The sequence below is a fragment of the Devosia sp. LC5 genome (assembly GCF_000735585.1).
In the GTDB taxonomy this organism is placed as follows: Bacteria; Pseudomonadota; Alphaproteobacteria; order Rhizobiales; family Devosiaceae; genus Devosia.
This window is the reverse complement of record NZ_JNNO01000047.1, coordinates 1-13,857: the sequence shown is the minus strand read 5'-3', so window position 1 is coordinate 13,857 and position 13,857 is coordinate 1. Positions and strand designations below refer to the sequence as shown.

13 protein-coding genes are annotated in these 13,857 nt (G+C 63.3%); 6 read left to right on the top strand and 7 right to left on the bottom strand.

The genetic code is table 11. From position 1 onward, the window contains the following. Positions 1–16: 16 nt before the first annotated feature. From dgcA to FF80_RS20040, 4 genes are all read right to left on the bottom strand, one after another. Entirely contained in the window at positions 17–994 is a 978-nt protein-coding gene (dgcA, locus tag FF80_RS20055) for an N-acetyl-D-Glu racemase DgcA (protein WP_035103657.1), read from the bottom strand. Between the two features lie 107 nt (positions 995–1,101). Then, a complete protein-coding gene (locus FF80_RS20050; RefSeq protein ID WP_035103656.1) occupies positions 1,102–1,929 on the bottom strand; it encodes an ABC transporter permease in 828 nt (275 codons plus the stop codon). Continuing rightward, entirely contained in the window at positions 1,926–2,876 is a 951-nt protein-coding gene (locus FF80_RS20045) for an ABC transporter permease (RefSeq protein ID WP_035103655.1), read from the bottom strand. The genes FF80_RS20050 and FF80_RS20045 overlap by 4 nt, the downstream gene beginning before the upstream one ends. Positions 2,877–3,047: 171 nt before the next feature. Then, positions 3,048–4,547, bottom strand: a complete 1,500-nt coding sequence (locus FF80_RS20040) for an ABC transporter substrate-binding protein (RefSeq protein WP_035103654.1) — start codon at positions 4,545–4,547, stop codon at positions 3,048–3,050. A 177-nt stretch (positions 4,548–4,724) separates the two neighbouring features. On the opposite strand from FF80_RS20040, the gene FF80_RS20035 reads away from it, so the two are divergent. The 4 genes from FF80_RS20035 to FF80_RS20020 are packed head-to-tail and all read left to right on the top strand — an operon-like array spanning position 4,725 to position 8,718. Beyond that, positions 4,725–5,681, top strand: a complete 957-nt coding sequence (locus FF80_RS20035; protein ID WP_035103653.1) for an ABC transporter ATP-binding protein — start codon at positions 4,725–4,727, stop codon at positions 5,679–5,681. After that, a complete protein-coding gene (locus FF80_RS20030; protein ID WP_035103651.1) occupies positions 5,678–6,613 on the top strand; it encodes an oligopeptide/dipeptide ABC transporter ATP-binding protein in 936 nt (311 codons plus the stop codon). The genes FF80_RS20035 and FF80_RS20030 overlap by 4 nt, the downstream gene beginning before the upstream one ends. After that, on the top strand, positions 6,595–7,599 hold the full coding sequence (locus tag FF80_RS20025; protein ID WP_035103650.1) for a serine hydrolase: 1,005 nt from the start codon (positions 6,595–6,597) through the stop codon (positions 7,597–7,599). The genes FF80_RS20030 and FF80_RS20025 overlap by 19 nt, the downstream gene beginning before the upstream one ends. A 3-nt stretch (positions 7,600–7,602) precedes the next feature. Further along, positions 7,603–8,718 carry an anhydro-N-acetylmuramic acid kinase gene (locus FF80_RS20020; RefSeq protein WP_035103649.1) on the top strand — a complete coding sequence of 372 codons (1,116 nt, stop codon included), beginning with the start codon at positions 7,603–7,605 and terminating at the stop codon, positions 8,716–8,718. 101 nt (positions 8,719–8,819) lie between these two features. On the opposite strand, the gene FF80_RS20015 is transcribed toward FF80_RS20020, so the two are convergent. From FF80_RS20015 to FF80_RS20005, 3 genes are all read right to left on the bottom strand, one after another. Then, positions 8,820–9,695 (bottom strand): DMT family transporter, encoded by an 876-nt coding sequence (locus FF80_RS20015; protein ID WP_035103648.1) that lies wholly within the window; start codon positions 9,693–9,695, stop codon positions 8,820–8,822. Further along, the gene (locus FF80_RS20010) at positions 9,692–10,108 is read right to left on the bottom strand and encodes a GNAT family N-acetyltransferase (RefSeq protein ID WP_052153801.1); all 417 of its coding nucleotides are present in this window, start codon (positions 10,106–10,108) and stop codon (positions 9,692–9,694) included. The genes FF80_RS20015 and FF80_RS20010 overlap by 4 nt, the downstream gene beginning before the upstream one ends. A gap of 146 nt (positions 10,109–10,254) precedes the next feature. After that, positions 10,255–11,133 (bottom strand): N-acetylmuramic acid 6-phosphate etherase, encoded by an 879-nt coding sequence (locus FF80_RS20005; protein WP_035103646.1) that lies wholly within the window; start codon positions 11,131–11,133, stop codon positions 10,255–10,257. Between the two features lie 137 nt (positions 11,134–11,270). On the opposite strand from FF80_RS20005, the gene FF80_RS20000 reads away from it, so the two are divergent. Next, a complete protein-coding gene (locus tag FF80_RS20000) occupies positions 11,271–12,329 on the top strand; it encodes an ABC transporter ATP-binding protein (protein WP_035103643.1) in 1,059 nt (352 codons plus the stop codon). 131 nt (positions 12,330–12,460) lie between these two features. Then, positions 12,461–13,699, top strand: coding sequence for an extracellular solute-binding protein (locus FF80_RS19995; RefSeq protein WP_035103642.1), 1,239 nt, complete (start codon positions 12,461–12,463; stop codon positions 13,697–13,699). The last annotated feature ends 158 nt before the right edge of the window (positions 13,700–13,857 follow it).

Here is a 13,857-nt window from a genome sequence, read left to right as displayed (position 1 = left end):
AGATCGGGGTACCCCCTTAGCCCCAAATCCCGCCGGCCCGCATCACCCCATCGTCAAACCGGAACCCGTCAGGCCGGTCCGCCGCGAGGAGCAGCGGACCATCCAGATCGCACCAATCGGCTTGCCCGGCCAGCAAGGCCACCGGTGCCGTGGCGAGCGATGTGCAGACCATGCAGCCCACCATGATCTTGAGATTTTTGGCCTTGGCCGCCCGCGCTAGGTCCAGCGCCTCGGTCAGCCCGCCGGTCTTGTCGAGCTTGATGTTGACCGCGTCGTAGCGGCCGATGAGGGCGCCCAGGCTCGCCAGCCCATGCGCGCTTTCGTCGGCGCAGATCGGCACCAGATGCTCGACATGAGCCAGTGCCGCATCGTCGCCAGCGGGCAGGGGCTGTTCCACCAGCTCGATCCCCAGATCGCGACAGGCAAGCATATTGGCCGCCAGATCGTCCGGCATCCAGGCCTCATTGGCATCCACGACCAGCCGCGCTTGGGGCACGGCTTCGCGCACCGCCGCCAGCCGCTCCCGGTCACCCGCTCCACCCAGCTTGAGCTTGAGCAGCGGATAGGCGCTCGCCGCCCGCGCCGCTGCGGCCATGGTTTCAGGCGTTCCGAGGCTGATCGTATAGGCGGTGATGATGCTCTCGGGCACGGTCACGCCTGCCAGTTCTGCAACGCTGAGCCCAGCCAGCTTGGCCTCCAGCTCCCAGAACGCACAATCGATGGCATTGCGCGCCGCACCCGGCGGCAGGGCGGTTTGCAGTCCTGTTCGATCCAACCCACCAGCAATGGCCGGCCGCAGCGCTTCAATCGCCGCAATAGTCTGCGTCAGGCTCTCGCCATAGCGGGCATAGGGCACGCATTCGCCCTGGCCGGTCTGACCATCGCGCGTCAGTGCCACCCGCACCACATCGGCCATGGTTTTGGAGCCGCGGGAAATGGTGAATGTGCCCGCAATGGCGAACTGCTCGGCAAAGACGTCCAGTTTTGTCGTCATGGCGGCTCCCCAGTAGACCTCATCCTGAGCTTGTCAAAGGACGAGGTCGTGGCAATATCGGGCACGGCCTCGTGGTTCGACAGGCTCACCATGAGGTCTAGTGGAATTCAACTCGCCTTGCGCAGGCGCGGGTCGAGCGTGTCGCGCAATGCGTCACCTAAGAGATTGAAGCCGAACGACAGGAAGAGGATCGCAAAGCCCGCAAATACCGCCGGCCAAGGCGCCAGCAACAGGAAATTGCGCCCCTCCGACAGCATCAGCCCCAGCGAGGGGATCGGCGGCTGCGAGCCCAGGCCGAGGAATGACAGCGAGGCTTCGACCAGGATTGCCGCTGAGAGCAACAGGCTCGTCTGCACCAGCACGACCGAGGCCAGGTTGGGCAGCAGATGCAGGAAGATGATGCGGAAATCCGACGCACCGATGGCCTTGGCGCCGTTGACATATTCGCTCTCGCAAATGACCAGAGCCGGGCCGCGCAGCAGCCGGGCAAAGATCGGTGCATAGACAATGGCAATGGCAATCGCCGCGCTCCAGGCGCTTGGCCCTAGAATGGCGATGACGGCAATGGCCAGCAGCATGATGGGGAAGGCGAACAGGATATCCATCAGCCGCATCACGATGCGCTCGAACCAGCCGCCATAATAGGCCGCCAGCATGCCCAGCGTGCCGCCGAGCACCAGCGCCAGCACCACGGCGGTGACGCAGGTCAGCAGCGACGCACGATAGCCATAGACAATGCGCGACAGCACATCCCGGCCCAATTGGTCGGTGCCCAGGAAATTGAGCAGGTTTGGACCCTTCATGCGCTGCACGATGACTTGGGCATAAGGGTCCTGCAGGCCCAGCACGGGGGCAAAAATAGCGCCCAGAACCTGCAGCGCCACCAGCGCTACGGCAAAGGAGAGGAGCTTGTTGCGGCGGATGGATTGGATCATTTCGACACGCGGGGATCGATCACCGCATAGAGCAGGTCGACCAGGAAATTGACGATGACGAAGCTGGCGGTGAGCACCAGGATGGAGGCCTGCACCAGCGGATAATTGCGCTCGGAAATCGCCCCCAGCACCAGCCGCCCCAGGCCCGGAATGGCAAACACCTGCTCGATGACAATGGCGCCACCCAGCAGATATCCGGCCGAAACACCGACACTGGTGATGAAGGGGATCAGCGCATTGCGGAGCGCGTGCTTGTAGATGATGCGCCGCCGGTCGGCCCCCTTGGCCTTGGCGGTGCGGATATAATCCTGGCTCAAGGCATCGAGCATGGCCGAGCGCACCAGCCGCGACAGGTTCGCCAGCATGGGCAAAGACAGCGCGATCACCGGCAGTACCATGCGTTGCAGATTGCCCAAAGGGTCCTCGGTAAACGGCACATAGCCCAGCGCCTGCACGCCCGGCAGCAGTTTTGACACGAGAAAGATCGACACGATCCCCAGCCAGAACGAGGGTATGGTCAGCCCCGCGATCGCCCCGATGCGCACCGCAACTTCGGAGGCATTGCCGCGCGCCTGCGCCATGAAAGCGCCCAGCGGAATGGAGAGGCCCGCGCCCACCAGGATCGACAGCAGCGTCAATTCGATGGTCGGCCACATATTGGCGGCGATCTCGTCCAGCACCGGCCGTCCGGTCCAGATCGAGGTGCCGAAATTACCCTGCAATATGCCCCAGATCCATTGCCCATATTGCTGGAACAGGGGCAGGTCGAGCCCCAGCCGGCTGCGCAGGGCGGCGACGCGCTCGGGCGTCACCTCGGTATTGGCGCCCAGCATGATGGTCACGGCATCGCCCGGGATCAGGCGGATCATCAGGAAAACGACGATCGAAATGCCGAACAACACGACACCAAGGTCGATCAGCCGGCCGATCCAGAAGCGCTGCGCCATGTAGATTACCTTGTTAGAACTCGATCTTCCCCCCGCCGTCATCACCGGGCTTGTCCCGGTGATCCATGCGATGGGTGGGTTCCGCTGGATAGCCGGGACAAGCCCGGCAATGACGGCAATCGGAAATCGAGCAAAAGCAAACCGGCGCCGCTAGGGCGCCGGCCCAATCAACTATTCCGCCTTGGTCGTATTGACCAAACTCGTCAGCCGCCCATTCGGGAAGATCTCGAACCCGTCCACGCCGTTGGCGACGGCCGTGTAAAGCGTGCCATAGGCGATATGGGCGGCCGGGCCGTCACAGGCCAGCTTTGCCTGTACCTGATCATAGATCGCCTTGCGGGCGGCCGGATCGGTTTCGGCGCGGCCTTGGTCGAGCCAGGTGTCGATTTCGGGGTCTTCGTATTTGAACACATTGGTCGAACCGCCACCGCGGAAGGTGCGGTAGAAATATTCGTCCGGATCGGGGCTGCCGCCATTGGCGGAGATGAAGGTGTCGAAATCCGAATTCTTCCAGGATTGGACGAAATCGCCGATTTCCTGGGTGAGGAGGCTCACTTCGATGCCGCCAGCGGCGAGCTGCTGCTGCACCACCTGGGCGATGTCGCGCGTATCCTGGCGCGGCAGCACATTCATGCTGACCTGGAGCGGAGTGGTCACGCCGGCCTCGGCCAGCAATGCCTTGGCTCCTTCCACATCCTGCGTGTAGCAGGCAAAAGTCGTGGGATCGACGGCCCAATTGACCAGGGCGGGCGAGAGCGGACCGGCCGGGACGCCCGAGCCGAACAGAGCTGCGTCGATGATTTCCTGCCTATTGAGCAGCATGTTGATCGCGGTGCGCACCTTGGGATTGGTGAAGGGCTCGCGGCTCGTATTCATGCCCAGCAGCGTATAGGCGATGTCGCGGGTTTCCTGCACGGTGACATTGGGCTGGCCCTGCAATTGCAGCGCCGTCGCCGGATCGATGCCGGGCAGCAAGTCATATTCCCCGCTGGTGACGCCCACCTGGCGGGTCGCCGATTCCGGCACGAAATTGAACTTGACGCCTTCCAGCTTGGGCAGGCCATCGAGGTAATAATCCTCGTTCCTGGTGAGCCCGATAAAGCCATTGGGCTGCCATTCGGCAAACTTGAAGGGCCCGGTGCCGATCGGTGTCTGCTGCAGGCCTTCGACATTGGTTTCAACCTCGGCCGGCACGATGGCAATGCCCGACAGCGAGGTCAGGATCGGCGCAAAGGGGGCATCCAGCGTGAACTTGATACTGGTCGGGTCGACCACTTCAATGCCGGTGATCGGGGTTACGCGACTGGCGAGCGGGGAGGCTACGGCCTCCGATTGCACGCGGCGGATCGAGGCGGCGACGTCTTCGGCATCCATGTCCGAACCGTCATGGAATTTGACGCCGCTGCGCAGCTTGAACGTATAGCTCAGCCCGTCCTCGGAAATCTCCCAGCTTTCGGCCAGCCCCGGCACCACGGCCAGATCCTTGTCGATGGCGGTCAGCCCCTCATAGATATTGGACTGCACGATCACCACCGAATTGAACGCGGTGATCAGATGCGGGTCGAGCCCCGCCGGCGATGAATCGATCGCGACATTCAGGGTGGCCGCCGATGCCATCCCCGTCAGCAGCGTGGTGGCCAAAAGCGTGGCCAGGGTCTTTCTCAACGACATTGTTCCCTCCAGGAAGCGATGAGTGACGCGATTGGTACTTAAAATCTAAGTCCAATATAAAACCAGTCTGGACTTTTGTGACGCTATGGTACTAACTCGTCAAGCGCTAGTAAGCGCGAAACGGCGTAAATCCCTGTCTTTCCGGCAGATTTGCATTCGACTTTCGGCGGAGTGGCCATGCCGGCAGAGGCACTGCTGACTATTGAGAATTTGCGGATTTCCGCCAGTGGCCGCCCGGTCATCGAAGGGGTGTCGCTAGAGATCCGGGCCGGTGAAATGCTGGGCCTGGTCGGGGAATCGGGCTGCGGCAAATCGGTGACCGCGCTGTCCATCATGCGGCTTTTGGCCGAGCCACCCATGCGCATCGATGGCGGCTCCATCCGCTATGACGGGCAGGACATTCTGGCGCTGGACGAACATGCGCTGGAAAAGCTGCGCGGCGACCGCATCGCCATGATCTTTCAGGAGCCGATGACCTCGCTCAATCCGGTCTTCACCGTGGGCGACCAGATTTCCGAGGTCGTGCTGCTGCATCGCGATGTCTCGCGGCAGGTGGCCGATGCCCGCGCCGTCGAGCTCCTGACCCGCGTCGGCATTCCCGCGCCCGCTGCCGCGATGACCCGCTATCCCCATCAATTGTCCGGCGGTCAGCGCCAGCGCGTGATGATTGCCATGGCTTTGGCTTGCGACCCCAGCCTTTTGGTAGCCGACGAGCCGACCACGGCGCTCGACGTCACCGTACAGGCGCAAATTCTCGACCTCATCGATGACCTGCGCCGCGAGACCGGCATGGCTGTCCTCTTAATCACCCATGATCTGGGCGTCGTGTCGCAATATTGCGACCGGGTCGCGGTCATGTATGGCGGGCGCGTGGTCGAACAGGCGCCTGCGGACGAACTCTTCGCCCATCCGCGCCACCGCTATACCGAGGCACTGCTGGCCACCATTCCGGCCTCCAACCCGCCCGGCACGCGGCTCCCCGCCATTTCGGGCACCGTCCCGCCGCCCGGCAAACGGCCCAATGGCTGCACCTTCCATCCGCGCTGCCACGCCAATGTCGCGCGCTGCTCGGTGGACATGCCGGACCTTGTGGGCGAGGCTCACTCGATCCGTTGCTGGAACCCGGCCTCATGAGCCTGCTCGAACTCGACAATCTCTCCAAGACCTATCCCGGCGGCGTGCGTGCGGTGTCCGAAGTCTCGCTCAGCATCGAGGCCGGCGAAGTGCTGGGCGTCGTGGGGGAATCCGGCTGCGGTAAGTCCACCCTCGGCCGTACTCTGTTACGGCTGATCGAGCCCAGTGGCGGCTCTATCCATTTTGCAGGGCGCGATCTCACCAAGCTGAGCCGCCACGACATGAAAGCGGTGCGCCGCGACCTGCAGGTGATCTTTCAGGACCCCTTCGGCTCGCTCAATCCCCGTCATACCGTGGGCTATATCATTGCCGAACCGCTGGTGGTGCATCACGTCGGCGACCGCCAGGCGCGGGCCAAGCGCGTCGCTGAATTGCTCAATATTGTCGGCCTGCCCGAAGACGCGGCCAGCCGCTATCCGCACGAATTTTCCGGCGGCCAGCGCCAGCGCATCGCCATTGCCCGCGCTCTGGCGCTTGAGCCAAAACTGCTGGTGGCCGACGAGGCCGTGTCGGCGCTCGATGTCTCGATCCAGAGCCAGATCATCAATCTGATTGCCGAATTGCGCCAGAAGATGAACCTGGCGATCCTGTTCATCAGCCATGACCTGTCCGTCATCCGCCATGTCAGCGATCGCATTGCGGTGATGTATCTGGGCCGCATCGTCGAGATCGGGCCGACCGAAACGATCATGACTGCGCCCAAGCATCCCTATACGCAGGCGCTGCTCTCGGCCGTGCCGCGGCCCGGCGTCGCCCGGGTTGATCGCGTCGTGCTCAAGGGCGAATTGCCGGACCCGGCCAATCCGCCTGCCGGCTGTGCCTTTCACACCCGCTGCCCCAAGGTCATGGATATCTGCCACACCAAGCGGCCCGTGCTGGCCGCGCCGGGCGGAACGCTTGCCGGAGACGTCGCATGCCACCTCTATCCCTGAGTTTCGAGCGCGCCTTCGCCCCGCTTGAGGCCGCTGTGGCCGCCGGCCGCATTCCCGGCGGTGTGCTCGGCATAATCGAGGCCGATGGCACAAAGCATGTCAGCCATATCGGCAAGGCGCAGACATTTCCCACTGAGCGCCCCATGACCGAACACACCTGGTTCGATCTGGCCTCGCTGACCAAAGTGCTGTTCACCACCCCGGCCATTCTGGCGCTGGCCGATGCCGGGACCATCGATCTCGACGCGCCGCTGACGACCATCCTGCCCGATTTGCGGCACTACAAAGCCGACGCCTGGGAACGCCAGGTTACCTTCCGCCAGTGCCTGGGCCACCAGACGCCGTTTCCGGCGGTCGAGCCCATCTATACCTATGGCCGCGATCCGGATCTGCTGCGCACCTTCATCCTGCAACGCGAATGGCGCGCCGGGCCTGCGGTCTATTCCGACATCAATTTCATCCTGCTCGGCTTTGTCCTCGAACGGCTGAACAAGAAGTGGATCCGCGAGCTCGATGCCGGCCCGGGCTTTGCCTGGTCTGCCAATCCGCAAGACGCCGCCGCCACCGAAGACTGCTATTGGCGTCACCGCGTGCTGGTGGGTGAAGTGCATGACGACAATTGTTCGGCTCTTGAGGGCGCGGGGCACGCGGGCCTGTTCGGCACGGTCCATTCCATCCTCGATCACGCCCGTGGCCTGCTCGACGGCACCGGCGCCTCGCATGAGGCCATTGCGCTCATGCGAGAACCCATCCATGGCAACCGCACCCATGGCTGGGAAAAGCCCTATGCCGGCTGGTCCGGTGGTGATCTGTGCAGCCCGCAAACCATCGGCCATACCGGCTTTACCGGCACCGGCCTGTGGATCGACTTTGCTGCCGGCCGCGCCTGGACCCTGCTGACCAACCGCGTCCACCCCACGCGCCATTTCGATAGCGGCATCGTCGCCCTGCGCCGCGCCGTTGGCGACGCCATCAACGGGAACTAGAACATGCAACCCATCTGGGCCATCGGGCTGATGACCGGCACGGTGCTGGACGGCAATATCGACATTGCCCTGCTGCGCACCGACGGCGAGACCATCTCCGAATTCGCCGGTTACACTCTGGCCCCCTACGGCGCGGACCTGCGCGCATTACTGGTCGAAACCCTTGACACCGCCCGCAAATGGAACTTTGCAGCCGAGGACCCCGCGATCTTCGCCAAGGCCGAAAAGGCGCTGACCGAAGCGCAGTCCAATGCCGTGCGGGACTTCGTTACCGCCCAGGGCCTGAGCATGGCCGATATCGGCATTGTCGGCTTTCACGGCCAAAGCGTGTTGCATCGCGCGCCCCAGCCCGGCCGTATCGGCGCCACCCGCCAGCTTGGCGATGGCGCGCTGATGGCGGATATGCTGGGCACCAAGGTCGCCTATGATTTCCGCAGTGCCGATGTGGCCGCCGGCGGGCAGGGGGCGCCGCTCTCGGCCATCTATCACGCGGCGCTTTTGCGCGGCCTCAAGGCCAATGGCGATACGGCGGTGCTTAATCTGGGCGGCGTCGCCAATATCACTTGGTGGGATGGCGAGGACCTGGTCATCGCCTTCGATACCGGCCCCGCCAATGCCCCGATCAACGATTTTGTGGGCGCGCTCGGCCTTGGCGATATGGACCGTGATGGCAAGCTGGCATTGGCCGGCACGGTTGACGAAGCCCGTCTCGCCAAGCTGTTGGAGCATCCCTATCTCCGCGCCGCCTATCCCAAGTCGCTCGATCGTTTCGATTTCACCGCCGACATGGCCAAGGGCGAAACAGCCGAAAACGGCGCGGCTTTGCTCACCGCCTTCACCACTTCGGCTGTCGGCAAGGGGCTGGACCTGCTGCCGCGCCGCCCCAGGCGGATCATTGTCTGCGGTGGCGGTCGGCGCAATCCGGCGATCATGGCTATGCTGCCCGCTCGGGCGGGTGTGGAAGTGATCCCTGCCGAGACCGTCGGCTGGCGCGGCGATGCAATTGAAGCGGAATGCTTCGCGTTTTTGGCCGTGCGGGTCTTACGTGGCTTGCCGATCAGTTTCCCGACGACAACGGGTGTGCCGGCGCCGATGGCGGGTGGGCGGCTCGCAGGGTAAGTTTCAGTAGACCTCATCCTGAGCCTGTCGAAGGACGAGGTCGTGACTGGATGGTGCCACGACCTCGTGGTTCGACAGGCTCACCATGAGGTCTACTCTTACTAAGCTACCACCACCTTTTGCGACGTCCGTGCCCCCACCGCGCAGGCCGCAATGATCAGTGCGCCGCCCAGATAGAGCTCCAACCCCGGCACCTCGGCAAAGAACAGCCAGCCGAATACCGCCGCCCAGATCAGCCCGGTATAATCGAGCACGGCAAACACCGAGACCGGCACCCGCTTGAGCCCGTTGATCAGCAACAGGAAGCCACCGGCTCCTAAAATCCCGATCAACACCGCCTGGCCCGCCACGATCCCGGTGGGAACAACGAAGTTGCTCGCCGCCAGTGGCAGGGTGAACGCCGCCGCCACCAAAGACTGCGCCAGGGTAATCGCCGCCGCGCTTTCGTCGCCCGAATGATGCTTGAGCAGCACCAGCGTCAGGGCGTAGCAGAGCGGCGCCAGGATCGCCGCGCCCCAGGCCAGGATATCGGCCGAGCCGCCCGTCACCGCATCCCCACCGCCGAACACGATTATGGCCGAGCCGATCCCGCCCAGCAGCAGTGCAACCACCGGCTGCAACCGCGCCGGCTCGCGCAAAGCCAGCATGCCCAGCCCCGTGACATAAACCGGGGCGGTCATCGCCAAGGCCGCCGCAATCGCCAGCGGCAAATGGCTCACCGCATAAAAGAACATGAAGGCGGTGACCGAAAATAGCGCTCCGCGCATGATGTGGCGTTTGAGGTTGGCCCGCTTGGGCCAGGCGCCGCGGCTCAACCAGATCCACAGCACCAGCCAGATCGCCGCGCCGGCAAAGCGCACGAATACCACTTCAAATGTCGGCAAATGCGCGCCCAGCGCCTTGGCCAGTGCATCCATGCTGCACAGCACGACAATGCCCGCGGCGCCCAGCCCGATGCCGCTCAGGGGAGTATTCATGCGGGCAATGCTTTCATGAGGAATGAACGGGTGCGACCCTTGGGGAAGTCTTCGAGCGCGCCGAATATGGCATAGCCCGCTTTGCGATAAGTCCGCAACGCCACCGGGTTGAAGGTGTCGATATAGGCGCCGTGACACCCCCGGTTCACCGCCTCGGCTTCGGCCGCTGCCAGCAATTGCCCGGCAATCCCCTTGCCGCGATGGGTGTCATGGATCCACAGCCACTGGATATAGAGCCAGCCCCAGGCGGTGTAGCCGGATAGGCCGGCGGCGATAGTGTCGCCATCGCGCAGGAGCACGGCAAGGGTTCGGCGGTTTGAGGGGCCGACATCGGCCTGGTTGAATGCGGCGAGTTCGTCGCCGATCCGGGCAATTGCTGGGTCAGTGGCGTCATCGGTGATATGAAAATTCACTGGCCCATCCCCTCAACGGTGTCATTCCCGCGCAAGCGGGAACCTCTGTTTACTTCCCTTGCATCGCCAACAGAGGTTCCCGCTTGCGCGGGAATGACACTGTGGGGGCTGATGCAGCGCTGCCCCCCATCCGCTCTTCGGTCCCCCTATTCCAACGCCTTCCGCAAATTCCCCCCGGCTGCCTCGAGCGCCTTGCCGGCCGCCAACGCATCCACGCCCTTTTCCAGCATCACCGTCGCCAGCTTGATACTGCCATCGGCAAGATCCAGCGTCTCCCGTGCGGTGTCATAATCCGCCCCGGTGAGTGCCGCGACCATCTTGGCGGCGCGGTCGACCAGCTTCACATTGGTGGGCTTCATCTCCACCATCAACCCGCGATAGACAAAGCCCAGCTTGATCATCACCCCGGTCGAAATGCAGTTGAGCGCCGCCTTTTGCGCCGTGCCGGCCTTCATGCGGGTCGAACCCGCGAGGAACTCGCTGCCGGTTGCCAGCAGCACGGCAATATCGGCGACCTCGCCCAGCTTGCCGCCGGGATTGTTGAAAATGCCGATGGTCAGCGCCCCCGCCTTGCGCGTATGCACCAGCCCCGCAATGGCATAAGGTGTGCGGCCGCTGGCGGCGAGGCCAATCACCACGTCATTGGGGCCCACCTGCACCTTGTCGAGGTCCGCCTGCGCCAGCTCTTCGCTGTCCTCGGCGCCTTCGGCGGCCAGCGTCAGTGCGGTCGAGCCGCCGGCCATCAGCGAGAGAGCGCGCTCATAGGGCCAGTTGAAGGTGGGGGGCAATTCGGCTGCGTCCTGCGTGGCGATGCGGCCCGACGTGCCCGCGCCCATATAGATCAGCCTTCCGCCCTTGGCCAGGCGCTCGGCGCCCCGGTCGATCGCCTCGGCCAAAGCGGGCGCTGCGGCCTGCACGGCGGCGATGGCGGCAAATTGTCCCTCAAGGATGCCCAGCACCAGCTCGCTGCTGCCCCAATCCTCAATGCCGGCAAAACGCGGGGAGGCGGATTCTGTGGTGCTCATGGAATAACCTTTTTGTCGGAACGCCGTTCGGCTGTGCATAGTCCGGCGGTTTTTGCTTTACACATTTCACCGGCTGGTGAATGATATTGGTATTGAATTGGCTTTCAAGTGGTCTTGTGGGGACCGGGTGAGGATATATGGCACGGTTGTCGCTGCGCGGCATCAAAAAGCGCTTCAAGGCAACCGAGGTCTTGCATGGCATCGATCTCGATATTGGCGACCGCGAATTCGTCGTCTTTGTCGGCCCCTCCGGCTGCGGCAAGTCCACTCTGTTGCGGCTGATCGCCGGGCTCGATCCGATCAGCGATGGCGAATTCACCCTCAATGAAAAGCGCATGAACGATGTGCCGCCGTCCAAGCGCGGCATTGCCATGGTGTTCCAGTCCTACGCACTTTATCCGCATATGGACGTCTATGAGAACATGGCCTTCGGCGCCCGCCTGATGGGGCTCGATAAGCCCGAGGTCGAGGCTCGCATAGCCGAGGCCGCCCGCATGCTGCGCCTCAACGAGCTCTTGCAGCGCAAACCGCGCGAACTCTCGGGCGGCCAGCGCCAGCGTGTCGCCATCGGCCGGGCGCTGGTGCGCAAGCCCGAGGTCTTCCTGCTCGACGAGCCACTGAGCAATCTCGACGCCGCCCTGCGGTCCGAAGTGCGGCTCGAAATCGCCAAGCTGCATCGCGATATCGGCGGCACCACCATTTACGTCACCCATGACCAGGTCGAAGCCATGACCCTGGCCGACAAGATCGTGGTGATGAATCTGGGCCGGATCGAACAGGTCGGCAGCCCGCGAGAACTGTTCGAAACTCCCGCCAATACGTTTGTGGCCACCTTTATCGGCTCGCCCAAAATGGCGCTGATCGATGTCACCGCGCAGGGTGGCAAGGTCGGCATTGCTGATGGCGGCGCGGTGTCGATGGCCGCGCCCGCGGGCGAAACCGCCTTCAAGCTCGGCGTGCGGCCCGACGCACTCAAACTGATGCGCGGGTCCGGCGAGGGCTTTGCCGCCAGCGTGGTCTATGCCGAATATCTGGGCGACAACGCCTATGTCTATGCGCGCCTCGCCGATGGCACGCTGGTCAGCATACGCACCGAGCCCAACGATCTCTACGTGCCCGACGAGGCGGTGACCATCTCGGTCGATCCGGCTCAGGTGCACTTCTTTTCCGCCGCGGATGGACGGCGGCTGACTTAAAGCAAGGTGCGAAAAGGTGGAAACCGGCTTTTCGCGAAACAACCTTGCGACAGTAAAAGTGGATCGGGCGATTTGACTTTTAAATCGGCCGATCTTGGGAACGACGTTTTTCGACATTCAAGGAGGGAACTATGAACAAGACTGCAATCCGCATCGGCGCCGGCCTGGGAGCATTGCTGATCGCACTGCCCGCCATGGCCCAGGACCTGACATTCTGGAGCTGGCGCCAGGAAGACCGCGCCCAATATGAGCAGTTCATCGATACGTTCGAGGCTGCCAATCCGGGCATTACCGTCACCTTCGAAACCTTCGAAGCGGCCAATTACAACACCATCCTGTCCACCGCCCTGGCTGGTGGCACCGGCCCGGACCTGATGATGGTGCGCGCCTATGGCGGCATGGAAAACGTCGCCTCGGCCGGCTATCTCGAGCCGCTGTCGAGCGAAACCATCCCGGCCCTGGCCGATTTCGCCCCAACGGCTCTGGCCGCCGAAACCATGCGCTCCGACCAGACGCTGTATGCGGTGCCTTTCGCCAGCCAGACCCAGCTGGTCATCTACAACAAGGGCATTTTCGACGCCAATGGCATTGCCGAACCCCAGACCTGGGACGAGCTGCTTGCCGCTTCGCAAAAGCTCAAGGACGCAGGGCTAATGCCCTTTGCCAATGGCACCGCGACTGCCTGGCAGAACGAAACCATCGTCTTCGATCTGACCGCGTCCATCATGGGCAAGGGCTTCTACGACGATCTGATCGCCGGCAAGGCCGACTTCACCGACGCCCGCTTCGTCGAGGCGCTGACCGCGCTCAAGGACATCACCCAGTATTTCCCCGATGGCTTTATCGGGCTGGACTACCCCTCGGCTCAGCAGCTGTTCAGCTCGGGCATGGCGGCAATGTTCGCCGGCGGCTCCTATGAGCTGGCAACCTTCGCCACCCAGAATCCCGATCTCGAACTGGGCGTCTTTGCCGCCCCGGGCAAGACAGCCGAGGACGAAAAGCTGGTCGGCCTCTATTACGATGGCGGCTACGCAGCCAATGCCAACGGCGCCAACAAGGAAGCCGCGCTGAAGTTTCTCAACTTCGTCGCCAGCCAGGAATTCGGCCAGGCCTTCGCCAATAGCCTCAACAATATCTCGACCATTCCGGGCGTCACCTTCGACAACCCGCTGCTGGCCGAAGTCGCCGAGTTGAACAAGTCCTCCATCCCCTATCTGATGCTGGTCCACTTCCGCTATGGCGAGCCCTCCGGCTCGGTGCTGCTGCAGGCCGAAGTGCAAAAGCTGCTGGCTGACCAAACCAGCCCGGAAGCCGCGGGCAAGGCCATCACCGACGGCCTGGCCGCCTGGTACGAGCCATTCAAGAAGTAAGTCTTTGGGGGCGCTATCCCTCCCACCCACCGGCTTCACCCTCCCCTTGATGGGGAGGGGTAGGGAGGGGTGGAGGAAAGCCCCGATATTCGGCCCGAGGGATTGCGAGTCTCCACCAATACTGAGTGCCTGGAGCCCGCAGACCCCCTCCCTAGCCC